The sequence below is a fragment of the Streptomyces sp. NPDC031479 genome (assembly GCF_055581065.1).
In genome coordinates this window covers 68,733-89,862 of sequence record NZ_JBVIKC010000032.1, presented here as the reverse complement: position 1 = coordinate 89,862, position 21,130 = coordinate 68,733, and the positions used below count along the sequence as shown (strand labels likewise).

Sequence of the window (21,130 nt, the reverse complement as noted above, 5' to 3'; positions counted from 1 at the left end):
CCCCCCCCCCCCCCCCCCCCCCCCCCCCCCCCCCCCCCCCCCCCCCCCCCCCCCCCCCCCCCCCCCCCCCCCCCCCCCCCCCCCCCCCCCCCCGGCCCGGGTCTACCGGGGGTACCAGACGGCCCCGGCGAAGGCTCCGCCGAGGGTGGTGACGAGGGTGAGCAGACGGTGCGGGACGTGCTCGACGGTCAGGTGGAGTCCCCGGATCCTGATCTCCAGGAACGGGCGCGGCCGGGTGTCCGCAGTGCGTAGGGTGCGCGGCATGAGGTGGTTCTCCTTGTCCCTCGGGCCCGTTGGCGGGCCGTCGGGTCAAGAGAACGGTCCTGGCGTCATGTTGGCGACGCCGCAAGCCCGTATTGCGCGACGGCACGCAAGTTGCGCGCCTCGCAAGAGGGGAAAGTGCATGTCAGAGCAGCCTTCGAGCCCGAGCGGGGCCCAGTCGTTGCAGAGGTTGGGTTCCCTGAAGGGGCTCAATCCCGAGGAGGCGGCGTTCGCCCAGCACCTGCGCGAACTGCGCGAGGACCTGGGGATGTCCTCCACGGAGATCGTGACGTGGCTCAGGGAGAACGAGCCCGAGGTGAAGGTGGACGCGAGCCGGCTCTCCCGCTTCCTGAGCGGTGCGAACCTGCCGCAGCCGCCCTTGCTGCCGGCCCTGCACCGGCTGCTGGCCGAACGCGGGGCCGTGGATCCCGAGCGGGTCCGGGAGGGGTGGAACCGGCTGTACGCGGCCGCGCAGACCAAGGGTCCGCTGGTCGCGCGGGAGTACAAGGAGCAGGCCCTGCGGATCGCGCTGGAGGAGGAACGCGTGCGGACCGCGCAGGACCTCACCGGGCTGCGCGAGGAGATCGCCCGCGAGCGGGAGCACCGGGAACGGCTCGAAGACAGCCTCGCCGACGTCTTCGACCAGCCGTCCGGTGGCCACGAGGAGGTGCAGGGCCTGGAGGAGGAACTGGAGGGCGTCACGCGCCGGATCGAGGAGCTGGAGGACCTGGTGCAGCAGCACGAGGCGGTGCTGCGGCTCCAGCGGTCCGAGGCCGACCGGGCCAGGCGTGCCCGGCTGGAGACCCGCAGCGAGCTGGACGCGTGGCAAGGGGTGGGCGCGGGCCCCTGGACGGACGACCCGAAGGCCGTCGCCCGCTCAGTGGTCGCGTTCCGCGACGAGGGGGAGGATGAGCAGGCCGACCGGCTGCTCCTCCTCGCGGCGCGGGACCTCCCGGTCGATGCCCTTCCCCACCTGAACGACGCCTTCGACGACCTCGGCCGGCCGATCGAGCCGCGGCGGCTGAGTCGGGCCATCGGCGCACAGCGCAAGGCCAAGGACCTGCTCGAACTGACCAGACCCGAAGGTGTCGCCCCCCTGCCGGGTGAAGTCCGGCCGCCCCCGTCGCCCAGCGCCTGGGCGCAGCGGGTACTGACGGACACGGGCCGCCTGGCACCCGTGCGGGAACTGGTCCTGCTGGTCAGGCTCCTCGCCGAGACGGGCCGACACGCAGACAAGGGGTACGTGACCCAGGGCCTGAAGACCCGCACGGAGGGGCTGGACGAGATCGCCGCCTCGGGCGCGTTCCATCCCAACGAGCTGCCCCAGACCACCGACCCGGGCCCGTGGACCGGACAGGGGACGTCCCCGGCCACCCCCAAGCGCCGCTGGTTCCGTACCTGAGCCGGTCGGCCCGCGCCGGAAATCCCGCTGCTCCAGGGCTGGTTGACCCTTAGCATGGCCCACCATGTCGACCAACGAACGAATGATCGAGCTGGCTCTGGACCGGATCGGCGCGGGCTACGTCTTCCCGGAGAAGGCCGCGCTCATCGCGACCGCGATCCGCGGCCGGCTCGCGGCGGGTGCGTACGAGGGGCTGGACGGCCCCGCGCTGTGCGAGACGGTGACGGCGCACCTCCAGGAGGCCTGTCCGGACAAGCACCTGCGGCTGCTCTGGACGGACGTTCCGCAGTCGCTGGAGCCGGCGGACGACGACGGCGGGCAGGCCGCCTTCCTCGCGCTGCTCCGGAAGGAGAACCACGGGATCGGCCGCGTCGAGCACCTGGAGGGGAACGTCGGGCTCATCGACCTCCGGCGCATCACGACCGCCGCCGAGGGCGCGGGCATGATCGGAGCGGCCATGCAGCTGGTCGCGCACAGCTCCGCGCTCGTCCTGGACCTGAGGGCGTGCAGCGGCGGGTCGGCCGAGGGGGCGGCGATGTGGTGCAGCTACTTCTTCCCGGACGACCAGGTGCACCTGAACGACATCTACGACCGGCGCACCGACACCACCCGCCAGTTCTGGACGACCGCCCACCTGCCCGCGCCGCGCTACGCGGGCCGCCCGGTGTACGTGCTCACGAGCGCGGCCACGTTCTCCGGCGGCGAGGACGTGGCGTACACCCTTCAGGCGCACGGACGGGCCACCGTCGTCGGGGGGACGACGCGGGGCGGCGCCCATCCGACGGAGCGCCACGCCGTGGCCGAGCACGTCCTCGTGACCGTGCCGACGAGCCGCGCGATCAGTACCGTCACCGGCACCAACTGGGAGGGCGTCGGGGTCGTTCCCGATGTCGAGGTCCCGGCGGAGCAGGCCCTCGACGTGGCGCTCAAGGCCGCGCTGCGCCGGGCGGAGGCGGACGCCGGGCCCCGCTGACCCGGGCCGCGCGGTGGGGCGGCCCGGCCTCCCCCGTCGGCTACCGCGCCCCGTACACCGCCCCCGGCGCCGGCGCCGCCGCCAGTAGTTTCGCCGCCGCCTCGCCCGCCTCCGCCGGGGTCCGGCGGGCGGCGCGGTCGGCGGTGGGGCCGGGGCGCCAGCCCTCCATGACCGTGATGCGGCCGCCCTCCGCCTCGAAGACGCGGCCCGTGACCCCGGCCGAGGCGTCCGAGCCGAGCCAGACCACCAGCGGGGAGACGTTCTCCGGGGCCATCGCGTCGAAGGCGCCCTGCGCCGGGGCCGCCATGGTGTCCGCGAAGGTCTGCTCCGTCATGCGGGTCCGGGCCGCCGGGGCGATGGCGTTGACCTGGACCCCGTAGCGGCCCATCTCGGCCGCGGCGACCAGGGTCAGGCCGAGGATCCCGGCCTTGGCCGCACTGTAGTTGCCCTGGCCGACCGAGCCCAGCAGGCCGGCGCCCGAGGAGGTGTTGACCACCCGGGCGGAGACCGGGCGGCCCGCCTTCGCCTCGGCGCGCCACCAGGCGGCGGCGTGCTTCAGCGGCAGGAAGTGGCCCTTGAGGTGGACCCGCATCACGGCGTCCCAGTCGTCCTCGTCCAGGTTGACGAGCATCCGGTCGCGCAGGAACCCGGCGTTGTTGACCAGGGTGTCCAGGCGGCCGAAGACGGAGACCGCGCACTCCACCAGGGAGGCCGCGCCCGCGGCGGTGGCGATGTCCCCGCCGTGGGCCACCGCCTCGCCGCCCGCCGCCCTGATCTCCTCGGCCACCAGAGCCGCCGGACCGTCCGGGCCGGGCTGCCCGTCGAGTCCCACCCCGAGGTCGTTGACGACGACCCGCGCGCCCTCCGCCGCGAAGGCCAGGGCGTGGGCCCGGCCCAGGCCGCGGCCCGCGCCCGTCACCACGACCACGCGTCCGTCCGCCATGGCCGCCTTGCCCGCCGTACCCGCCGTACCCGCCATCTCAGCTCTCCTTGTTGACAGTTGCCGCATCAAGAAACGCCGGGCGCTCCCCGCCCCCGTGCACCAGCAGGCTCGCCCCGCTGACGTATCCCGCCCGGTCGGAGGCGAGGAACACCGCCGCCTCCCCCACGTCCGAGGGCTCGGCGAGCCGGCCCAGGGGGACGGTCGCGCCGACCGCCGCGATGCCCGCCTCGTCGCCGTAGTGCAGGTGCGCGAGCTCGGTGCGCACCATGCCCAGGACCAGGGAGTTGACCCGCACCTCGGGCGCCCACTCGACGGCCATGGAGCGGGCCAGGTTCTCCAGCCCCGCCTTGGCCGCCCCGTAGGCGGCGGTGCCGGGCGAGGGGCGGGTGCCGCTGACGCTGCCGATCATCAGGACCGAGCCGCGCGAGGCCCGCAGCCACGGGTGGGCGGCGAGCGAGGCGGTCAGCGGGGCGATGAGGTTCAGCTCCAGGACGCGGGCGTGCCGCTCGGCCCCGCCCTCGCCGAGGAGCCGGTACGGGGTTCCGCCCGCGTTGTTCACCAGGCAGTCGAGCCGCCCGAAGCGGTCGGCGACCGAGGCGAAGAACTCCGTCACGGCGCCGGGATCGCGCAGGTCGACGGGGGTGAAGGCGGCTTCCCGCCCGCCCGCCGCGACCGGTTCCTCCGGTGGTCTGCGGGCGCAGACCACCACCTCCGCGCCCGCCGCGAGGAACGCCCGCGCGATCCCGGCGCCGACGCCCCTGGTTCCGCCGGTGACGACGATGACCCTCCCCTTGAGCTCCATCGGCTGCTACCTTCCTCGCCTAACAAATGTTTGGTGGAAAGGTAGCTGATCCGCTCATGGGTGTCTCCACCTCCAGCCCCGGCAAGGGCATATCCCTCGTCACAGTCGACTTCCCGCCCGTCAACGCCCTTCCCGTCCAGGGCTGGTACGACCTCGCCGACGCCCTGCGCGCCGCCGGCCGCGATCCCGGGGTCCGCTGCGTGGTCCTGGCCGCCGAGGGCCGCGGCTTCAACGCGGGCGTCGACATCAAGGAGGTGCAGCGCGACACCGGGCACGGCGCCCTCATCGGCGCCAACCGCGGCTGCTACGAGGCCTTCGCCGCCGTCTACGAGTGCGAGGTGCCGGTCGTCGCGGCCGTGAACGGGTTCTGCCTCGGCGGCGGCATCGGCCTCGTCGGCAACGCCGACGCCATCGTCGCCTCCGACGACGCCGTCTTCGGCCTGCCGGAGCTCGACCGCGGCGCCCTCGGCGCCGCCACCCACCTGGCCCGGCTCGTCCCGCAGCACCTGATGCGCGCCCTCTACTACACCTCGCGCACCGCCACCGCCGCCGAACTGCACGCGCACGGCTCGGTCTGGAAGGTGGTCCCGCCCGCGGAACTGCGGGCCGCCGCCCTGGAACTGGCCGCCGAGATCGCCAGGAAGGACGGCTACCTGATCAGGCTGGCCAAGGCCGCCATCAACGGCATCGACCCCGTCGACGTCCGGCGCAGCTACCGCTTCGAACAGGGCTTCACCTTCGAGGCCAACCTCAGCGGGGTCGCCGACCGGGTCCGCGACACCTTCGGGAAAGACGCCTCCGGCAAGCAAGGGAGCACCCGGTGACCGACAAGACCATGACCCCCGACGAGGTGGCCGGCCGCTTGCGCAGCGGCATGACCGTGGGCATCGGCGGCTGGGGCTCGCGGCGCAAGCCGATGGCCCTGGTCAGAGCGCTGCTCCGGTCCGAGATCACCGATCTGACCGTGATCTCGTACGGCGGCCCCGACGTCGGCCTCCTCGCCGCCGCGGGCCGCATCGCCAGGCTGATCGCCCCCTTCGCCACCCTGGACTCCATCCCGCTGGAGCCGCACTTCCGGGCCGCCCGCGAGAGCGGCGCGTTCGCCCTCACCGAGTACGACGAGGCCATGTTCATGTGGGGCCTGCACGCCGCCGCGAACCGGCTCCCCTTCCTGCCCGTCCGGGCCGGCCTCGGCTCCGACGTGATGCGGGTCAACCCGGAGCTGCGCACCGTCACCTCCCCCTACGCCGACGGCGAGGAGTTCGTCGCCGTCCCCGCCCTGCGCATGGACGCGGCCCTGGTCCACCTCAACCGCGCCGACCGCCTGGGCAACGGCCAGTACCTCGGCCCGGACCCCTACTTCGACGACCTGTTCTGCGAGGCCGCCGACACCGCGTACGTCTCCTGCGAACAGCTCGTGGAGAGCACCGAGCTCGCCAAGGCCGGCCCCCCGCAGTCCCTGCTGGTCAGCCGGCACTCCGTCACCGGGGTCGTGGAGACCCCGAACGGCGCGCACTTCACCTCCTGCGTCCCCGACTACGGCCGCGACGAGGCCTTCCAGAAGCTCTACGCCACCACCCCCTGGCCCGAGTTCGCCGCCCGCTTCCTCTCCGGTCCGGGCGAGCACGACTACCAGACCGCCGTCCGCACCTGGCACGAGGAGCAGCAGTGACCAGCCCGATCAGCCGTTCGGAATACTGCGTGGTCGCCTGCGCCGAGGCCTGGCGCGACAACGGCGAGGTGCTCGCCAGCCCCATGGGCCCGGTCCCCTCCTTCGGTGCCCGGCTCGCCAAGCGCACCTTCTCCCCCGACCTGCTGCTCACCGACGGCGAGGCGATGCTGGTCGGAATCGACGGCACGCCCGAGGGCTGGCTCCCGTACCGCAGGCACCTGACGATGGTCACCGGCGGGCGGCGGCACGTGATGATGGGCGCCAGCCAGATCGACCGGTACGGGAACCAGAACATCTCCTGCATCGGAGCCTGGGAGCGGCCCGCCCGCCAGCTCCTGGGGGTGCGCGGGGCTCCGGTGAACACCCTGAACAACCCGGTGAGCTACTGGGTGCCCCGGCACTCCCCCCGGGTCTTCGTCGAGCGCGTCGACATGGTCAGCGGCGTCGGCTACGACCGCGCCGAGGCCGCCGGGGTCACCCGCTTCCACCACCTGCCCCGGGTGGTCAGCGACCTCGGCGTCTTCGACTTCACCGGCCCCGGTCACACGATGCGCCTGGTCTCCCTCCACCCGGGGGTCACCCTCGACCGGGTCCGGGAGGCGACCGGCTTCGAACTGGCGGTCGCCGACGAGGTCCCGTACACCCGTGAACCGACGGAGCGGGAGCTGCGGCTGATCCGCGAGGTCATCGACCCCGAGGGCCTGCGCGACCGGGAAGTGCGGGTCTGACATGGGGGAAGGGACCGGCGGGGCCGAAGTGCCCGCCCTGGAGACGGCGTTCACCAAGCTGGTCGGCGTCCGCCACCCGATCGTCCAGACCGGCATGGGCTGGGTGGCCGGGCCACGGCTGGTGTCGGGGGCGGCGAACGCGGGGGCCCTCGGCATCCTGGCGTCGGCGACGATGACCCTGGAGCAGCTGCGGGCGGCCGTCCACGAGGTCAAGTCCCGTACGGACGCCCCCTTCGGGGTCAACCTGCGCGCGGACGCCGGGGACGCCGCCGAACGCGCGCAGCTGATCATCGACGAGGGCGTCCGGGTGGCCTCCTTCGCGCTGGCCCCGTCGAAGGAGCTGATCGCCCGCCTCAAGGACGCGGGGGTGGTGGTGATCCCCTCCATCGGGGCGCGCCGGCACGCCGAGAAGGTCGCGGCCTGGGGCGCGGACGCGGTGATCGTGCAGGGCGGGGAGGGCGGCGGGCACACCGGGGACGTGGCCACGACGGTGCTGCTGCCTCAGGTGGTCGACGCGGTGGACGTCCCGGTGGTCGCGGCGGGCGGCTTCCACGACGGCCGCGGCCTGGTGGCGGCCCTGGCGTACGGGGCGGCGGGCGTCGCCATGGGCACCCGGTTCCTGCTGACCTCCGACTCGACCGTCCCGGACGCCGTCAAGGCGGAGTACCTGAAGGCGACCGTCAAGGACGTCACCGTCACCACCGCCGTGGACGGGCTCCCGCACCGGATGCTGCGCACGGAGCTGGTCGACGCGCTGGAACGGGCCGGGCGGACCCGGGCGCTGGCGCGGGCCGTGCGGCACGCGGCGGGCTTCAGGAGACTGTCGGGCCTGTCCTGGTCGCGGATGGTGCGCGACGGCCTGTCCATGAAACACGGCAAGGACCTGTCCTGGAGCCAGGTCCTGCTCGCCGCCAACACCCCCATGCTCCTGAAGGCGTCCATGGTCGAGGGCCGTACGGACCTCGGTGTCATGGCATCCGGCCAGGTCGCGGGGGTGATCGAGGATCTGCCGTCCTGTGCGGAGCTCGTCGGCCGCGTCATGGCCGAGGCACACGCGGTACTGCACACGCTCCGCGCCCTGCCACCGGCAGGGTGATCCCCCTTCTCCTCCACGGGAGTCGTCCCCATGAGCCGTGCCCGAATCCGTCTGGCGTCCACGGCGGCCGCCGTCGCACTCACCGCCGCGGTCGCCCTTCCCGCCGCGGCGCCCGCCGTCGCGGCACCCGGAGCGGGGGCCGCTGCCCTCCGCCCCCTCCGGCAGCAGGCAACGGCGATCCGTCAGATCCCGCTCCAGGGCGCCGTCAACGTCCGTGACGTTGGCGGCTACCGCACGTACACCGGCGGACTGGTCCGCCAGGGGCTGGTCTACCGCTCCGACGCGCTGGGCAGGCTGACCCCGGCGGACATCACCACCGTCGCGGGTCTCGGCCTCACCAAGGCCGTCGACTTCCGCATCCCCATGGAGGTCCAGTACGACGGCGCCGACCGGCTGCCGGCCGGGCTCTCCGCCACCTCCCGCCCGGTCAGCGACCTGGGCCTGTACGGCACCCTGGTCGGCGCGATCGCCAGCGGCGATCCCGTCAAGCAGGAGCAGATGCTGGGCGGCGGCCGGGCCGAGGCCTACATGCGGGACATCTACCGCACCTTCGTGAGCAGCCCCGAGAACCGGGCGCAGTTCGCGGCGACGCTGCGGGAGATCGCGGACTCCGGCCAGGGACCGCTGCTGTACCACTGCACGTCCGGCAAGGACCGCACCGGCTGGATGAGCTACGTGCTGCTGCGCGCGCTGGGCGTGCCGGAGGCGTCGGCCGGGAGCGACTACCTGGCCTCGAACACCTTCCGCGGGGCCTACGACGCCCAGGTCCGGGCGGGCCTCAAGCAGTCGGGCCGGATGCAGAACCCCGACCTGCTGATCCCGCTCCAGGAGGTGCGCCAGGACTACCTGGACGCGGCGACCGCGCAGCTGGACGCCGACTACGGCGGCTTCTACGGCTACCTGACGGACGGCCTGGGCCTGGACCTGCGGACGCTCGCGAAGCTCCAGGCCAAGATGGTGCGCTAGCGGGCCCGGCCCCGGCAGGGCACGGACGGCACGAAGGGGCCGGGCGGTGCGTGACGCACCACCCGGCCCCTTCTCGTGTCGCTGGGGGTCAGACCGCCCGGCGGCGGCCCTGGCCGCCGGTGCCGACGCGGCTGCGCGCGGAGGCCGCGGCAGCGCCACCGGAGGAGGCGCCCCCGGAGGAGCGGCGGCCCTGACCGGCGGAGCCGGCGGCCGAGCCGGAGCCCTGGCCGCCCTGGCCGCGGCGGGAGCGGTCGGAGCCGGCGGCGGGGGCCTGCCCGGACGCGCCGGAGCCGGTGCGGCGGCCGCGGCCGCCGGAGGCGGGGGCGGCACCCGTGCCGGAGCCGGTGCGCGGACCGCCCGAGCGGCGGCGCGCGGAGCCCGAGCCGGAGCCGGAGCGCTGCTTCGGCGGGGTCGCGACCGGGACCTCCAGCACCACGGGGATGCCCGAGGGCTCCCGGGCGCCGGTCAGGCGGGACAGCTCCTCGTCGGAGGACTTGATCTGCGCGGTGCGCGGGGTGATCCCGGCGTCCGACATCAGCCGGGTCATGTCGCGCTTCTGGTCGGGCAGGACCAGGGTGACCACGCTGCCGGACTCGCCGGCGCGGGCGGTACGGCCGCCGCGGTGCAGGTAGTCCTTGTGGTCGGTGGGCGGGTCCACGTTGACGACGAGGTCGAGGTCGTCGATGTGGATGCCGCGCGCGGCCACGTTGGTGGCGACCAGTGCGGTGACCTCGCCCGTCTTGAACCAGTCGAGGGTGCGGTTGCGCTGCGGCTGCGAGCGTCCGCCGTGCAGGCCGGAGGCGCGGACGCCGTCGGCCAGCAGCTTCTTGACCATGCGGTCCACGCCGCGCTTGGTGTCGACGAACATGATCACCCGGCCGTCGCGTGCGGCTATGCGCGTGGCCACGGCCTTCTTGTCGGTCTCGTCCATGACGTACAGGACGTGGTGCTCCATCGTGCTGACCGCGCCGGCGGACGGGTCGACGGAGAAGGCGACCGGGTCGGTGAGGAACATCTTGACGAGCTTGTCGATGTTCTTGTCGAGGGTCGCCGAGAACAGCATGGTCTGGCCACCGGGCTCGACCTGCTTGAGCAGGGCGGTGACCTGCGGCATGAAGCCCATGTCGGTCATCTGGTCGGCCTCGTCGAGGACCGTGACGGCGACCTGGGAGAGGTCGGCGTCGCCGCGGTCGATGAGGTCCTTCAGGCGGCCGGGGGTGGCGACGAGCACCTCGGCGCCGCGGCGCAGGGCGCCGGACTGCCGGTTGATCGACATGCCGCCGACGACGGTGGCGATGCGCAGGTTGACGGCCGTGGCGTAGGGGGCCAGGGCGTCGGTGACCTGCTGCGCGAGCTCGCGGGTCGGTACGAGGACCAGCGCGAGCGGCGCCTTCGGCTGCGCGCGGCGGCCGGAGGTGCGGGAGAGCAGGGCCAGGCCGAAGGCCAGCGTCTTGCCGGAGCCGGTGCGGCCGCGGCCGAGCAGGTCACGGCCGGCGAGGGAGTTCGGCAGCGTGGCGGCCTGGATGGGGAACGGCTCGGTCACGCCCTGGGCGGCGAGGGTCTTCAGCAGCGCCTCGGGCATGTCCATGTCCTCGAACGCGGCCACCGGCGGGAGGGCCGGGGTCAGCGGTTCGGGCATGGTGAATTCTTGCGGCCGGGCAACGGGGGCGGACTTCTGCCGTCCCGCGCCAGCCTTCGGACGTCCCTGGGCCGCACCTCGGCCCCGGGTGGGGCGGCGGCTGGGTCGTGCGGAGCTGGAGCTGGTCATGCGGAAAAAGCCCTCCTGAAACCGGCAGGTGCGAAACAGCGGTCGAGACAGCAGACAAGCCGGGGCCCGCACCTCGCGGCGCGGACCCCGGCATGCTGAAGAAATTAGGCGGGGAGGATGTTCTCCGCCTGGGGGCCCTTCTGGCCCTGCGTCACGTCGAAGGTCACGCGCTGACCCTCGGTGAGCTCACGGAAGCCCTGGGTGGCGATGTTCGAGTAGTGGGCGAAGACGTCCGGGCCGCCACCGTCCTGCTCGATGAAGCCGAAGCCCTTTTCCGAGTTGAACCACTTCACGGTACCGTTAGCCATTTGAATCTCCTGAATAGGCGGCAAGGGCCCCATCCGGAGATTCCGGTAAAAACAATTAAAGCGCCTGTCGGAGCATTCCCGTCAGGCGCACATAAAGTTCATGGGTACCACAACTGCAACAGCCCCAAAGCTAGCACACCTCCCCCGGGGGGCGACAAGACGCGGCGGCGGACCGCCGTGGCCGCCCGCCGCGCGTCCGCAGGACGTCAGAGGCGTTCGATGATCGTGACGTTGGCCTGGCCGCCGCCCTCGCACATCGTCTGGAGGCCGAAGCGGCCGCCCGTGCGCTCCAGTTCGTGCAGGAGGGTGGTCATCAGCTTGACGCCGGTCGCGCCCAGCGGGTGGCCCAGGGCGATGGCGCCGCCGTTGACGTTCACCCGGTCGGGGTCGGCCCCCGTCTCCTTCAGCCAGGCCAGGACCACCGGGGCGAAGGCCTCGTTGATCTCCACCAGATCGATGTCGGAGAGGGTCAGGCCCGTCTTCTTCAGGGCGTGCGCGGTCGCGGGGATCGGCGCCGACAGCATCCGGATCGGGTCCTCGCCGCGGACCGACAGGTGGTGGACGCGGGCCCGGGGGGTGAGGCCGTGCTCGGCGACCGCCCGCTCGGAGGCGATCAGCATCGCCGCCGCCCCGTCGGAGACCTGGGAGGAGACGGCCGCGGTGAGGGTGCCGCCCTCGACGACGGGCCGCAGACCGGCCATCTTCTCCAGGCTGGTGTCCCGGCGCGGTCCCTCGTCCACGCGCACGTCCCCGTAGGCGACGGTCTCGCGCTCGAAGCGGCCCTCGTCGATGGCCCGCAGGGCCCGCCGGTGGGAGCGCAGGGCGAATTCCTCCATGTCGCGCCGGGAGATCCCCCACTTCTCGGCGATGAGCTGCGCCCCGTGGAACTGGTTGACGGGGGCGTCCCCGTAGCGGGCGCGCCAGCCGGCCGATCCCGCGTAGGGGCCCTCGGTGAGGCCCAGGGGTTCGGCGGCCTGCCGGGAGGCGAAGGCGATGGGGATCATCGACATGTTCTGGGTGCCGCCCGCGACCACCAGGTCCTGGGTGCCGGACAGGACGCCCTGCGCCGCGAAGTGGACGGCCTGCTGGGAGGAGCCGCACTGGCGGTCGACGGTGACGCCCGGCACCTCCTCGGGCAGTCCGGCCGCCAGCCAGGCCGTGCGCGCGATGTCCCCGGCCTGCGGGCCGACGGTGTCGAGGCAGCCGAAGACCACGTCCTCGACGGCGGCCGGGTCGATCCCGGTCCGCTCGACCAGCGCCTTCAGGACGTGGGCGCCGAGGTCGGCGGGGTGCACGGCGGACAGGCCGCCGCCCCTGCGGCCCACGGGGGTGCGTACGGCGTCGACTATGTAGGCCTCGGGCATCGGGACTCCTCCGGTGGTTACGTGCGTACGGCGATCCCGTCCAGCACCATCGACAGGTACTGGCGGGCGATCTCCTCGGGGCTGTGCTGTCCGCCGGGCCGGTACCAGGAGGCGGCGACCCACACCGTGTCGCGGACGAAGCGGTAGGTGAGGCGGATGTCGAGGTCGGCCCGGAAGACCCGGGCGGCGACCCCGCGCTCCAGCGTGCCGAGCCACGCCTTCTCGAACTTGACCTGCGAGTCCGAGAGGTAGTGGAAGCGGGGCTGGGCGGACAGGGTCCGCGCTTCCTTCTGGTAGATGGCGACGGCGGCGCGGTGCCGGTCGATCTCCCGGAAGGACTCGGTGACGAGGGCCTCGATGGTCTCCCTGGGGCCGAGACCGGCGGCCAGGACGGTGTCGTAGCCCGCCCACAGCTCGTTCAGGAAGGCCGAGAGGATCTCGTCGAGCATCGATTCCTTGGAATCGAAGTGGTAGTAGAGGCTGCCGGCGAGCATCCCGGCGGCGTCGGCGATCTTGCGGACGGTGGTGGCGTTGTAGCCCTGGGCCGCGAAGACCTCGGCTGCGGTGCCGAGGAGTTCGCGTCGGCGCTCGGGGGAGGCCGTCACCTGCGGCTTCTTCTTGTTCGTTGGCACGGGCCCATTCTGCGGCTACGCGTGCTGGCTGCTGACCGAGACGGTCTCGCCCGTCATGTAGGACGAGTAGCCGCAGGCCAGGAAGACGATCACGTTGGCGATCTCCCAGGGCTCCGCGTAGCGGCCGAAGGCCTCGCGGGCGGTGAGTTCGGTGAGCAGCTCCTCGCTGGTGACCTTCACCAGGTGGGGGTGCATGGCCAGGCTGGGGGCGACCGCGTTGACCCGTACGCCGAAGGCCGCCGCCTCCAGCGCGGCGCAGCGGGTCAGGGCCATCACCCCGGCCTTGGCGGCGGCGTAGTGGGCCTGGCCGGTCTGCGCGCGCCAGCCGATGACGGAGGCGTTGTTGACGACGACCCCTCCCCGGCCGGCGGCCTTGAGGGAGCGCAGCGCGGCGCGGGTGCAGCGGAAGGTGCCGTTCAGGGTGACGTCGAGGACGCGGGACCACTGTGCGTCGGTCATGTCGACGAGGTCGGCGGTGCCGCCGAGCCCGGCGTTGTTGACGATGACGTCGAGGCCGCCGTGGAGCTCCTCGGCGCGGTCGAAGAGGGCCTGGACCTGCTCCTCGTCGGTGACGTCGCAGGGCAGGGAGGCGACGCGGTCCGCGCCGAACTCGGCGGCGAGGGCCTGCTCGGTCTCCTTCAGCCGGCGGGCGTGGGCGTCGCCGATGAGGACGCGGGCGCCTTCCTCCAGGAAGCGGCGGGCGGTGGCGCCGCCGATGCCGGCCCCGGCGGCGGCGGTGATGACGGCGGTGCGGCCCGCCAGCAGGTCGTGGGCGGGGACGTACGCGGGCGCGGTCATGTCCGTGCCTCCTTGGGAAGGCCGAGGATCCGCTCGGCGACGATGGTGCGCTGGATCTCGTCGGAACCCGCGTAGATCGTGTCGGCGCGGGAGAAGAGGAAGAGCCTCTGCCAGTCGTCGAGGTCGTACGGGTCCCCGTGCGCGCCGCCCGCGAGGAGGGAGGCGGCGCCGCGGACGTCCATGGCGAGTTCGCCGAGGTCGCGGGGCCAGCGGGCCCGGTACAGCTTGGCCGGGGAGGGTGCGGTGCCGGGGCTCAGTGCGGTGGCGCGCAGGGTCTCCAGGCCGATCCAGGCACGTACCAGCCGGTCGCGGACCAGCGGGTCGGCGAGGGCGCCGTTGCGTGCGGCCAGTGCGGCGAGGTCCTCCGGTTCGCGGCGGAAGCCGACCTGCTGGCCGAGGGTGGAGACGCCGCGCTCCCAGGGGGTGTCTGACGGATGTCCGTGGGGAAGGAGCGGCGTCCGGTGCGTGCTCTCGGCGTGCCGACCGGAAGCCCGCGTACTGGACGTACTTGGGCTTTCGGTCGGTGCGGCGAGAGTGCGTGCCGGGCGTCGCGACGCCGCGGAGATCCGTCAGACACCCCCTAGCCGAGGGTGGCCATGGCGACGGCCCGGCCGTCGCCGGGTGCGCCGACGACGTGGGCGGCGTCGGTGCGGGCGCCGTCGAAGAAGACCTCGTTGAACTCGGAGGTGCCGGTGAGCTGGACGATGGGCCGGATCTCGACCCCGGCCTGGTCCAGGGGGACCAGGAGGCAGGACAGGTCAGCGTGGCGCCGGGAGCCGGGGGTGGTGCGGGCGACTCCTCGCGTTCGCGGCCCGGTCCGCCGCGGCCCCTGAGGGCGGCGAACTCACCGGTGAGGTGGGCCCGTAGCCAACTCCGGACCGCGGTGCGGAACTCCTCGACGCTGCTCATGGCCGTACGTTAACCTACCAAACACTTGTTAGGGAAGGATGTCCGCATGCCCGACGCCACCGACGCCCCACCGGTGCTGGACGAGCGGCGCGGCCCCGTCGCGTACGTGACGATGAACCGCCCCCGCTACCGCAACGCGCAGAACAGCGCGATGACCTACGCCCTGGACGACGCCTTCTACCGGGCCTCCGACGACCCGGAGGTGAAGGTGGATGGGCATCCCCGGGGTCGAGTTACTTCGCGCACCCGTGGGCGATGCCCCCGCGGATCGCGAAGGAGTTCCTCTACACCGGCGACCGGATGCCCGCCCGGCGGGCGTACGAGGTCGGCATGGTCAACCGGGTGGTGGCCCCGGACGCTCTGGCCGCCGAGACCGAGCGGCTGGCCCTGCGGATCGCCGAGATGCCCCCGTTCGGGCCGGCCCTGACCAAACGGGCCGTCAACCAGGCCGAGGACCTCCAGGGGATGCACGGCGGCATGGACTCGGTCTTCGGACTGCACCACCTGGCGCACGCCCACAACGCCGAGACGGCGGCGGACTCGCTCGGCGGCACGGACGTGGCCGCCATGAAGGAGGCGAACGGCTGATGGACCTGACCGAGACCGCGGAGGTGGCGGCCTTCCGGGCCGAGGCGCGGGCCTGGCTGACCGCGCACGTACCGCGGCGGCCCCTCCCCTCGCTGGAGACCGCGGAGGGCTTCGAGGCGCACCGGGAGTGGGAGGCGCGGATGGCCGCCGACCGCTGGTCGGTGGTGTCCTGGCCCGAGGAGTACGGCGGCCGGGGCGTGGACCTCGAACGGTGGCTGGTCTTCGAGGAGGAGTACTGGGCGGCGGGCGCACCGGGCCGGGTCTCGCAGAACGGCATCAACCTCCTCGCCCCGACCCTCTTCGACCACGCGAGCCCCGCCCAGCGGGCCCGGGTGCTGCCCTCCATGGCGAGCGGCGAGGTGATCTGGGCGCAGGCCTGGTCCGAGCCGGAGTCGGGCTCCGACCTGGCCTCGCTGAAGTCCCGGGCCGAGCGCACGGAGGGCGGCTGGCTGCTGTCGGGGCAGAAGACCTGGTCCTCCCGGGCCGCGTTCGCGGACCGGGCCTTCGGCATCTTCCGTACGGATCCCGGTGCGGACCGGCCCCACCGGGGGCTGACGTACCTGATGTTCGGCCTGCGCGAGCCGGGGGTGACGGTGCGGCCCATCGGCCGGCTCGACGGCAAGCCCGCCTTCGCCGAACTCTTCCTCGACCGGGTCTTCGTACCCGACGAGGACGTGATCGGGGAGCCGGGGCAGGGCTGGCGGATCGCGATGGCGACGACGGGCAACGAGCGCGGGCTGACCCTGCGCTCCCCCGGCCGGTTCCTGGCCGCCGCCGACCGGCTCCTGGCCCTGTGGCGGGAGCGGGGCGACCCGGCGGACACGGCCCTGCGCGACCGGGTCGCGGACGCGGTGGTCGGGGCGCGCGCCTACGAGCTGTTCACCCGGGCCGGCGCCTCCCGCTTCGCGGCGGGCCGCGCGATCGGCGCCGAGTCCAGCCTGAACAAGGTGTTCTGGTCCGAGTACGACATGGCCCTGCACGAGACGGCCCTGGACCTGCTGGGCCCGGACGCCGAGCTGGCGGAGGGCGAGTGGGCCGAGCCGTGGGTCTTCTCCCTGGCCGGGCCGATCTACGCCGGCACCAACGAGATCCAGCGCGACATCATCGCCGAGCGGCTGCTCGGCCTCCCGAAGGGCCGCCGCTGATGCGCTTCCTGCCGACCGAGGAACAGGACGACTTCACCCGTACGCTGCGCTCCCTCCTCGGCGCCGCCGAGGTGCCCGCGGCCGTGCGGGCCTGGGCCGCCGGGGAGCACGGACCGGGGCTCGCCCTGTGGTCGCGGCTCGCGGACACGGGGCTGTTCGCGCTGGCGGTGCCGGAGGCGTACGAGGGGATGGGCCCGCTCCCGGTGGAACTGGCCCTCGGCTTCGTGGAGCTGGGCCGGGCCGGCGTCCCCGGGCCGGCCGTGGAGAGCGCGGCGGTGTCGGTGCTCCTGGCGCACCTCGGGGACGGGGCACTGGCGAAGCGTTTCCTCCCGGGGCTGGCGGCGGGTACGGCCCCGGCCACGCTGACCCTGCCGGGGGGCTCCCCGTACGCCCTGGACGCGGACGCGGCCACCTGGCACTTCACCGTCTCGGCGGCGGGGGAACTGCGCCTCGCCCCGGCCGGGAGCACCGTCGCCCCGCTGGCCTCCCTCGACCCGGCCCGCAGGCTCGGGGCCCCGGCGGACGGCGGGGAGCTCCTCGCGGCGGGCCCGGCCGTCACGGCCGCCGCGGAGGCGGCCCTGCGGTGGGCGCGGCTGCTGACGGCGGCCCAGTGCCTGGGCGTCGGCGAGGCCCTGCTCGGGCGGACCGTGGAGTACGCGAAGCAGCGCACCCAGTTCGGGACGCCGATCGGCGGTTTCCAGGCGGTCAAGCACCGGCTGGCGGACACCCTGCTGGGTCTGGAGTTCGCCCGGCCGCTGCTGTGGGCGGCGGCGCTGTCCCTGGAGCCGGGCGAGGTCGCGGCGGCGAAGCTCGCCGCGGGCGGGGCGGCGTACGCGGCCGCGCTGACCGCGCTGCAGCTGCACGGGGCCGTCGGCTACACCGAGGAGCTGGACCTGTCGCTGTGGCTGCGCAAGGCCCGGCCGCTGCGGGACGCGTGGGGCACGCCCGCGCAGTGCCGGGAGCGGGTGCTTCAGTCCCGGGAGCGGTAGTACGTCACCAGCGCGGTGTTCACCAGCACCAGGCCGGCGAACCACAGGGCCTGTGTGCGCATCCCCAGCCCGGCCAGGGCGAGGGCCGCGGACCCGAACACGACGGCCTTCACCGCGAGTACGGCCGGCAGCGGGACCGGATAGCGGGCGCGCGGCGCGGCGAAGGCCCCCCACAGCACGGCCGCGGCGCCCGCCACCACCGCCCCGAGCAGCGCGCCGACGACGATGTGGCCGCCCCACTCGTAGCCCCAGACGGCGAGCGCGAGGAGGGCGGCGACCTCCAGGAGGAAGGCGAGGAGTTCGTTGGCCCGCCGGAACGCGCGGTGGGCCGCGGAGGCGGCCGCCATCACGGGTTCCGGGCGAGGTGCAGGGCGACGGTGTAGGGCTCCTCCACCGTCCCGTCCGGGAAGAGCCCCTCCAGCCGGGCGCGCTCGGCGTCCATGAACGCGCGGGTGCCCTCCTCCCCGAGGAGCAGGAAGGCCGAGTGGCTGGAGAGGTTGGCGAGGTGGGCGTCGAGGGGGATCCGGCGCGACCAGGCGACGGTGCGGGTGGCGAATCCGGAGCCGATGCCCTGCGGGAGGGTGCGGAACCGGGTGGCACCGTCCGCCTCGAAGAACGCGCGGATGCGCGCGCCCTGTTCGGCGACCCAGGGGACGGACTCGTCTATGTCGTTCCACCAGATGGCGAGCGCCCCGCCGGGCCGCAGGACGCGGCGGGCCTCCGGGACGGCGCGGGCGGGGTCCGTCCAGTGCCAGGCCTGTGCGTACGTGACGAGGTCGAAGGCGCCGGTGGACAGGGGCAGTCGGTCCCCGTCGCCGCGGACGACCGGGATGTCCGGGTGCGCCCGCCGGAACTCGGCGGCCATCCCGTCCCCGGGCTCCACGGCGACCACCTCGGCCCCGCGCCGGCGCATCGGTCCGGTCCCGAGGCCGGTCCCGGCCCCCACGTCGGCCACCCTGGCGCCGGCGAGCGGCCGGCCGGCCAGCTCCTCGACGGCGTCGTACAGCGCTTCGGGATACCCGGGGCGGTGGGCCGCGTAGAGCGCGGCGGCCGCGTCGAAGGAACGGGCACGTGTCGTCATGTGCCCATTGTTTTCGATCGCCCTCCCCCTGACCAGCCCTTTCCTCCCACCCGCAGGCCGCCGGGGCTCGGTCTTTACAGGACACATAGGGCGATGGCCGATTTTCCCGACTTTGTAATCACATTGCCTGTCGTTTACGGTGTCGGAGGCGCGGACGAACCGCGCCTGGATTCGCGGGAGGTGATCAGCGTGCCTATTGGCAGTAGTTCCATGGCGTATACGCCACCGATCCCGCTCGACGCGCTGCGCTAGTCGCGCCTCTTTATCCCCATCCGACTTACACGGATCCGACTTATCCGGATCCGACACCGCATCGGCATGCCCCGGCACGTCCACCGGTGTCCGGGGCGCGCAGCGGTCGATCATGCACCGCAGCCCCGACTTCCCCGACTTTCCCGGCGAAACACATTCGCCACACGTTTACCGCCGAATCACGTCCGAGATCCGCGGAAGGAATGCCATGACCAACATGACGCCGACGACCCACGACAACACCCTCATGCCGGCCGAAACGGTGGAGGAGCACGCCCAGAAGGTGGAGCTGCTCCGCGAGATCAACCGGGAGATCCGCGGACTGAACCAGGAAATGGAAGACATCCGGGAAATCACCGAGGACCAGCTGAAGGTCACCGTGGAAACCCGGAGGGTGAGCGCCTGGACGGCGATTGCCGTCGTGCCCGGCGCCCTGGCGTCGCTCTACGGCTCCAATTTCGAGCACATGCCCGAGCTCCAGTTCAAGTACGGCTGGCCGGTGTTCCTCGCCGTCCTGGCGTCCACCGCGCTGGCGACCTACTTCGGGGTCAAGCGCAAGGGCTGGCTGTAGGCGGCCCGCCGCCGACCAGAGGAAGGGCAATCAAATGTCGGACAATTCCATGCGCCCCGTCCCGGCCGGGCTCACCCCGAAAGACCTCGACGCGTACTCGAACGAAGAGCTGCGCGAATTCCTCCAGGGAGTCCGCCGTTACCGGAAGGAAATGGTATTGCTCCACCGGAAGTCGGTGGAGCTCTTCGAGGGGAGCCGGGTCGCCCGGAGGGTGACCTCGTGGCTCGTGGTGTTCATGGTCCCCACGCTGCTGGGTGGTATCTACTCGGCGAACTTCCACCAGCCCGAGACCGCGCTGGTCTGGGCCTGGCCCGCCTTCCTCGCCCTGGTGGCCGGTTCGGGGATCGCCATGTTCGCGCACTTGCGGCGCAGGGGCTGCATCTAGGGAAGACGAGGATCCATGACCCGCAGCACACGGCGGGGCGGTTCGGGGGACCGCCCCCGCCGCACCGCACGCATCGCCGTCCCCTCGCTCCTCCTCGCCGTGGCCCTGCTCTTTCCGCGGCTCCTGCCCAACAGACCGGGCAACCTCGGCAGCCTGGCCGAGACCGCCCTCCCGTGGTCCGCCGTCGCGATAGTGGTCCTCCTCCTGTGGGCGGTGGCGCGCGGCACACGGCTGGGAATGGCCGCGGCCCTGGTGCCCCTCGTGGCCTGGTGCACCGTCTTCGTGCCCACCCTGGCGGCGCCGCCCCGTGCGGGGCTCGGCGACTTCAGGGCCCTGTCCTTCAACGTCGGCGGGGCCCGCACCACCCCCGAGGCCGTCGCCCGGGAGGTGATCGCCACCGGCGCCGATCTCGTCGCCCTGGAGAAGGTCCCCCTGGGGGCCGTCCCCGCGTACGAGAAGGCGCTCGCCGCGGCGTACCCCCACCACACCACCCGCAACACCCTCGGCCTGTGGTCGCGCCATCCGCTGCGCGAGGTCGAGGCGATGGACCTGGGCGGCCCCTGGCCGCACGCGATCCGGGCCGTCGCCGGGACCCCCGGTGGTGACACCGCCGTCTACACGGTGCGGCTGCCCTCCGTACGGGTCCGGGCGACCGAGGGCTTCGCCATCGGGCCCCGCGACGCGGCGGCGGCCGCACTGGCCGACCGCATCGCGCGGGATCCGGCCCCCCGCATGATGCTGCTCGGCGACCTCAACGGCAGCCTGGACGACCGGGGTCTGGCGCCCCTCGCCCGGCAGCTGGAGCCCGCGCACGAACACGCGGGCCAGGGCTTCGGGTTCACCTGGCCCGCCCCCTTCCCAGTGGTCCGGATCGACCACGTACTGCTGCGCGGCCTGGAGGCCACCACCACCAGCGTCCTGCCGGACCTGGGCAGTGACCACCGGCCCGTCCTCACCGAGGTGAGACGCACGGTGTGACGGGGCCGGGACGGGGGTGGGCCGCCGCCGGACGGATCAGGCGCGGCGCAGGGAGAGGCGCATGAGGGTGGCCGTCTGGAAGAGGAGGAGGACGGCGGTGGCGGCCTGGGCGGCCCACTGGGCGGGGCCGGTGTCCGGCCGGTCGTACGCCGCCCAGGCCGCGGCGCCCGCCAGGGCCACGCCCACCGCGACGGCGGCGACGAGGAAGCGGCCCGCGAACTCCGCCGGCGTGCCCTGGGGGACGGCGGAGCCGAGGACGAACACCCCGAGCAGGACCGGGATCCAGGGTGCTCCGGCGTCGCGCAGCAGGAAGGCGGCGCCCGCCTCCACGGCGAGGAGCAGGCAGGCGCGCAGGAGGAAGCCAGGCATGGACACATCATGCCGGGGAATCCGGCGTGCGCACCCGCCCACGGCCCGCATAAGATCCACCGCAAGGGCGGGGTCGTAGTACAGAGGTCGTTGCACCCCCCTGCAAGGGGGAAGACGCCGGTTCGAATCCGGCCGCCCCGCCCCCCTGTC

Annotated in this window: 25 protein-coding genes, 1 tRNA gene and 1 pseudogene; 14 read left to right on the top strand and 13 right to left on the bottom strand. The window is 73.5% G+C overall.

Features of this window, described 5'->3' with window-relative positions:
* Positions 1-102 precede the first annotated feature (102 nt).
* A complete protein-coding gene (locus ACZ5D2_RS28835; RefSeq protein WP_371679013.1) occupies positions 103-264 on the bottom strand; it encodes a hypothetical protein in 162 nt (53 codons plus the stop codon).
* A 139-nt stretch (positions 265-403) separates the two neighbouring features.
* On the opposite strand from ACZ5D2_RS28835, the gene ACZ5D2_RS28830 reads away from it, so the two are divergent.
* Positions 404-1,663, top strand: a complete 1,260-nt coding sequence (locus ACZ5D2_RS28830) for a hypothetical protein (RefSeq protein WP_371679012.1) — start codon at positions 404-406, stop codon at positions 1,661-1,663.
* Positions 1,664-1,727: 64 nt separating this feature from the next.
* Positions 1,728-2,636: a S41 family peptidase gene (locus tag ACZ5D2_RS28825; protein ID WP_371679011.1), complete on the top strand. Its 909-nt coding sequence runs from the start codon at positions 1,728-1,730 to the stop codon at positions 2,634-2,636.
* 40 nt (positions 2,637-2,676) lie between these two features.
* On the opposite strand, the gene ACZ5D2_RS28820 is transcribed toward ACZ5D2_RS28825, so the two are convergent.
* Positions 2,677-3,615: an SDR family oxidoreductase gene (locus tag ACZ5D2_RS28820; RefSeq protein ID WP_468933239.1), complete on the bottom strand. Its 939-nt coding sequence runs from the start codon at positions 3,613-3,615 to the stop codon at positions 2,677-2,679.
* Position 3,616: 1 nt separating this feature from the next.
* Entirely contained in the window at positions 3,617-4,381 is a 765-nt protein-coding gene (locus ACZ5D2_RS28815) for an SDR family oxidoreductase (RefSeq protein ID WP_468933236.1), read from the bottom strand.
* Positions 4,382-4,437: 56 nt separating this feature from the next.
* Here ACZ5D2_RS28815 and ACZ5D2_RS28810 point away from each other — a divergent pair, with 56 nt between their 5' ends.
* Genes ACZ5D2_RS28810 through ACZ5D2_RS28790 form a run of 5 tightly spaced genes read left to right on the top strand, consistent with a single transcriptional unit; the run spans position 4,438 to position 8,843 of the window.
* Positions 4,438-5,205, top strand: coding sequence for an enoyl-CoA hydratase family protein (locus ACZ5D2_RS28810; RefSeq protein WP_371679008.1), 768 nt, complete (start codon positions 4,438-4,440; stop codon positions 5,203-5,205).
* Entirely contained in the window at positions 5,202-6,053 is an 852-nt protein-coding gene (locus tag ACZ5D2_RS28805) for a CoA transferase subunit A (RefSeq protein ID WP_371679007.1), read from the top strand. Before ACZ5D2_RS28810 ends, ACZ5D2_RS28805 begins: the two co-directional genes overlap by 4 nt.
* Positions 6,050-6,781: a CoA-transferase subunit beta gene (locus tag ACZ5D2_RS28800; RefSeq protein ID WP_371679006.1), complete on the top strand. Its 732-nt coding sequence runs from the start codon at positions 6,050-6,052 to the stop codon at positions 6,779-6,781. The genes ACZ5D2_RS28805 and ACZ5D2_RS28800 overlap by 4 nt, the downstream gene beginning before the upstream one ends.
* Before the next feature lie 37 nt (positions 6,782-6,818).
* Positions 6,819-7,877 carry an NAD(P)H-dependent flavin oxidoreductase gene (locus ACZ5D2_RS28795; RefSeq protein WP_371681305.1) on the top strand — a complete coding sequence of 353 codons (1,059 nt, stop codon included), beginning with the start codon at positions 6,819-6,821 and terminating at the stop codon, positions 7,875-7,877.
* Positions 7,878-7,907: 30 nt separating this feature from the next.
* Positions 7,908-8,843, top strand: a complete 936-nt coding sequence (locus tag ACZ5D2_RS28790) for a tyrosine-protein phosphatase (protein ID WP_468933232.1) — start codon at positions 7,908-7,910, stop codon at positions 8,841-8,843.
* A gap of 88 nt (positions 8,844-8,931) precedes the next feature.
* On the opposite strand, the gene ACZ5D2_RS28785 is transcribed toward ACZ5D2_RS28790, so the two are convergent.
* The 7 genes and pseudogenes from ACZ5D2_RS28785 to ACZ5D2_RS28755 form a co-directional block, all read right to left on the bottom strand.
* The gene (locus tag ACZ5D2_RS28785; RefSeq protein ID WP_371679004.1) at positions 8,932-10,611 is read right to left on the bottom strand and encodes a DEAD/DEAH box helicase; all 1,680 of its coding nucleotides are present in this window, start codon (positions 10,609-10,611) and stop codon (positions 8,932-8,934) included.
* A gap of 104 nt (positions 10,612-10,715) precedes the next feature.
* Positions 10,716-10,919: a cold-shock protein gene (locus ACZ5D2_RS28780; RefSeq protein ID WP_007263537.1), complete on the bottom strand. Its 204-nt coding sequence runs from the start codon at positions 10,917-10,919 to the stop codon at positions 10,716-10,718.
* A gap of 206 nt (positions 10,920-11,125) precedes the next feature.
* Complete coding sequence (locus ACZ5D2_RS28775) at positions 11,126-12,283, bottom strand: acetyl-CoA C-acetyltransferase (RefSeq protein WP_371679003.1); 1,158 nt, start codon at positions 12,281-12,283, stop codon at positions 11,126-11,128.
* A 17-nt stretch (positions 12,284-12,300) separates the two neighbouring features.
* Positions 12,301-12,915, bottom strand: a complete 615-nt coding sequence (locus tag ACZ5D2_RS28770) for a TetR/AcrR family transcriptional regulator (RefSeq protein ID WP_371679002.1) — start codon at positions 12,913-12,915, stop codon at positions 12,301-12,303.
* Between the two features lie 15 nt (positions 12,916-12,930).
* Entirely contained in the window at positions 12,931-13,713 is a 783-nt protein-coding gene (locus ACZ5D2_RS28765; protein ID WP_468933227.1) for an SDR family oxidoreductase, read from the bottom strand.
* The gene (locus ACZ5D2_RS28760; RefSeq protein ID WP_468933249.1) at positions 13,710-14,279 is read right to left on the bottom strand and encodes an acyl-CoA dehydrogenase family protein; all 570 of its coding nucleotides are present in this window, start codon (positions 14,277-14,279) and stop codon (positions 13,710-13,712) included. Before ACZ5D2_RS28760 ends, ACZ5D2_RS28765 begins: the two co-directional genes overlap by 4 nt.
* Positions 14,280-14,296: 17 nt before the next feature.
* Positions 14,297-14,509: pseudogene (locus ACZ5D2_RS28755) on the bottom strand (acyl-CoA dehydrogenase); the annotation flags it as partial.
* Between the two features lie 368 nt (positions 14,510-14,877).
* On the opposite strand from ACZ5D2_RS28755, the gene ACZ5D2_RS28750 reads away from it, so the two are divergent.
* The 3 genes from ACZ5D2_RS28750 to ACZ5D2_RS28740 are packed head-to-tail and all read left to right on the top strand — an operon-like array spanning position 14,878 to position 17,344.
* A complete protein-coding gene (locus tag ACZ5D2_RS28750; RefSeq protein WP_468933224.1) occupies positions 14,878-15,210 on the top strand; it encodes an enoyl-CoA hydratase-related protein in 333 nt (110 codons plus the stop codon).
* The gene (locus ACZ5D2_RS28745; protein ID WP_371679000.1) at positions 15,210-16,355 is read left to right on the top strand and encodes an acyl-CoA dehydrogenase family protein; all 1,146 of its coding nucleotides are present in this window, start codon (positions 15,210-15,212) and stop codon (positions 16,353-16,355) included. The genes ACZ5D2_RS28750 and ACZ5D2_RS28745 overlap by 1 nt, the downstream gene beginning before the upstream one ends.
* Positions 16,355-17,344 carry an acyl-CoA dehydrogenase family protein gene (locus ACZ5D2_RS28740; RefSeq protein ID WP_371678999.1) on the top strand — a complete coding sequence of 330 codons (990 nt, stop codon included), beginning with the start codon at positions 16,355-16,357 and terminating at the stop codon, positions 17,342-17,344. Before ACZ5D2_RS28745 ends, ACZ5D2_RS28740 begins: the two co-directional genes overlap by 1 nt.
* On the opposite strand, the gene ACZ5D2_RS28735 is transcribed toward ACZ5D2_RS28740, so the two are convergent.
* Positions 17,326-17,691, bottom strand: a complete 366-nt coding sequence (locus ACZ5D2_RS28735; RefSeq protein WP_371678998.1) for a YrdB family protein — start codon at positions 17,689-17,691, stop codon at positions 17,326-17,328. The two genes, ACZ5D2_RS28740 and ACZ5D2_RS28735, sit on opposite strands and share 19 nt — an antisense overlap.
* Positions 17,691-18,425, bottom strand: coding sequence for a class I SAM-dependent methyltransferase (locus ACZ5D2_RS28730; protein WP_371678997.1), 735 nt, complete (start codon positions 18,423-18,425; stop codon positions 17,691-17,693). Before ACZ5D2_RS28730 ends, ACZ5D2_RS28735 begins: the two co-directional genes overlap by 1 nt.
* 460 nt (positions 18,426-18,885) lie before the next feature.
* Here ACZ5D2_RS28730 and ACZ5D2_RS28725 point away from each other — a divergent pair, with 460 nt between their 5' ends.
* The 3 genes from ACZ5D2_RS28725 to ACZ5D2_RS28715 are packed head-to-tail and all read left to right on the top strand — an operon-like array spanning position 18,886 to position 20,611.
* The gene (locus ACZ5D2_RS28725) at positions 18,886-19,248 is read left to right on the top strand and encodes a CorA family divalent cation transporter (protein ID WP_371678996.1); all 363 of its coding nucleotides are present in this window, start codon (positions 18,886-18,888) and stop codon (positions 19,246-19,248) included.
* 34 nt (positions 19,249-19,282) lie between these two features.
* The gene (locus ACZ5D2_RS28720) at positions 19,283-19,633 is read left to right on the top strand and encodes a CorA family divalent cation transporter (RefSeq protein WP_371678995.1); all 351 of its coding nucleotides are present in this window, start codon (positions 19,283-19,285) and stop codon (positions 19,631-19,633) included.
* 15 nt (positions 19,634-19,648) lie between these two features.
* Positions 19,649-20,611: an endonuclease/exonuclease/phosphatase family protein gene (locus ACZ5D2_RS28715; RefSeq protein ID WP_371678994.1), complete on the top strand. Its 963-nt coding sequence runs from the start codon at positions 19,649-19,651 to the stop codon at positions 20,609-20,611.
* A gap of 36 nt (positions 20,612-20,647) precedes the next feature.
* On the opposite strand, the gene ACZ5D2_RS28710 is transcribed toward ACZ5D2_RS28715, so the two are convergent.
* The gene (locus ACZ5D2_RS28710; RefSeq protein ID WP_371678993.1) at positions 20,648-20,980 is read right to left on the bottom strand and encodes a hypothetical protein; all 333 of its coding nucleotides are present in this window, start codon (positions 20,978-20,980) and stop codon (positions 20,648-20,650) included.
* 67 nt (positions 20,981-21,047) lie between these two features.
* On the opposite strand from ACZ5D2_RS28710, the gene ACZ5D2_RS28705 reads away from it, so the two are divergent.
* A tRNA-Cys gene (locus ACZ5D2_RS28705) sits at positions 21,048-21,122 on the top strand.
* Positions 21,123-21,130: the final 8 nt, after the last annotated feature.

What these genes read in the sequence shown, in the direction of transcription:
- ACZ5D2_RS28780 (WP_007263537.1), bottom strand. Translation starts at nt 10,919, where the DNA reads ATGGCTAACGGTACCGTGAAGTGGTTCAACTCGGAAAAGGGCTTCGGC.
- ACZ5D2_RS28735 (WP_371678998.1), bottom strand. Translation starts at nt 17,691, where the DNA reads ATGGCGGCCGCCTCCGCGGCCCACCGCGCGTTCCGGCGGGCCAACGAA.
- ACZ5D2_RS28710 (WP_371678993.1), bottom strand. Translation starts at nt 20,980, where the DNA reads ATGCCTGGCTTCCTCCTGCGCGCCTGCCTGCTCCTCGCCGTGGAGGCG.
- ACZ5D2_RS28720 (WP_371678995.1), top strand. Translation starts at nt 19,283, where the DNA reads ATGTCGGACAATTCCATGCGCCCCGTCCCGGCCGGGCTCACCCCGAAA.
- ACZ5D2_RS28750 (WP_468933224.1), top strand. Translation starts at nt 14,878, where the DNA reads ATGCCCCCGCGGATCGCGAAGGAGTTCCTCTACACCGGCGACCGGATG.
- ACZ5D2_RS28715 (WP_371678994.1), top strand. Translation starts at nt 19,649, where the DNA reads ATGACCCGCAGCACACGGCGGGGCGGTTCGGGGGACCGCCCCCGCCGC.
- ACZ5D2_RS28835 (WP_371679013.1), bottom strand. Translation starts at nt 264, where the DNA reads ATGCCGCGCACCCTACGCACTGCGGACACCCGGCCGCGCCCGTTCCTG.
- ACZ5D2_RS28785 (WP_371679004.1), bottom strand. Translation starts at nt 10,611, where the DNA reads ATGACCAGCTCCAGCTCCGCACGACCCAGCCGCCGCCCCACCCGGGGC.
- ACZ5D2_RS28745 (WP_371679000.1), top strand. Translation starts at nt 15,210, where the DNA reads ATGGACCTGACCGAGACCGCGGAGGTGGCGGCCTTCCGGGCCGAGGCG.
- ACZ5D2_RS28730 (WP_371678997.1), bottom strand. Translation starts at nt 18,425, where the DNA reads ATGACGACACGTGCCCGTTCCTTCGACGCGGCCGCCGCGCTCTACGCG.
- ACZ5D2_RS28775 (WP_371679003.1), bottom strand. Translation starts at nt 12,283, where the DNA reads ATGCCCGAGGCCTACATAGTCGACGCCGTACGCACCCCCGTGGGCCGC.
- ACZ5D2_RS28825 (WP_371679011.1), top strand. Translation starts at nt 1,728, where the DNA reads ATGTCGACCAACGAACGAATGATCGAGCTGGCTCTGGACCGGATCGGC.
- ACZ5D2_RS28815 (WP_468933236.1), bottom strand. Translation starts at nt 4,381, where the DNA reads ATGGAGCTCAAGGGGAGGGTCATCGTCGTCACCGGCGGAACCAGGGGC.
- ACZ5D2_RS28765 (WP_468933227.1), bottom strand. Translation starts at nt 13,713, where the DNA reads ATGACCGCGCCCGCGTACGTCCCCGCCCACGACCTGCTGGCGGGCCGC.
- ACZ5D2_RS28725 (WP_371678996.1), top strand. Translation starts at nt 18,886, where the DNA reads ATGACCAACATGACGCCGACGACCCACGACAACACCCTCATGCCGGCC.
- ACZ5D2_RS28740 (WP_371678999.1), top strand. Translation starts at nt 16,355, where the DNA reads ATGCGCTTCCTGCCGACCGAGGAACAGGACGACTTCACCCGTACGCTG.
- ACZ5D2_RS28810 (WP_371679008.1), top strand. Translation starts at nt 4,438, where the DNA reads ATGGGTGTCTCCACCTCCAGCCCCGGCAAGGGCATATCCCTCGTCACA.
- ACZ5D2_RS28790 (WP_468933232.1), top strand. Translation starts at nt 7,908, where the DNA reads ATGAGCCGTGCCCGAATCCGTCTGGCGTCCACGGCGGCCGCCGTCGCA.
- ACZ5D2_RS28830 (WP_371679012.1), top strand. Translation starts at nt 404, where the DNA reads ATGTCAGAGCAGCCTTCGAGCCCGAGCGGGGCCCAGTCGTTGCAGAGG.
- ACZ5D2_RS28820 (WP_468933239.1), bottom strand. Translation starts at nt 3,615, where the DNA reads ATGGCGGGTACGGCGGGTACGGCGGGCAAGGCGGCCATGGCGGACGGA.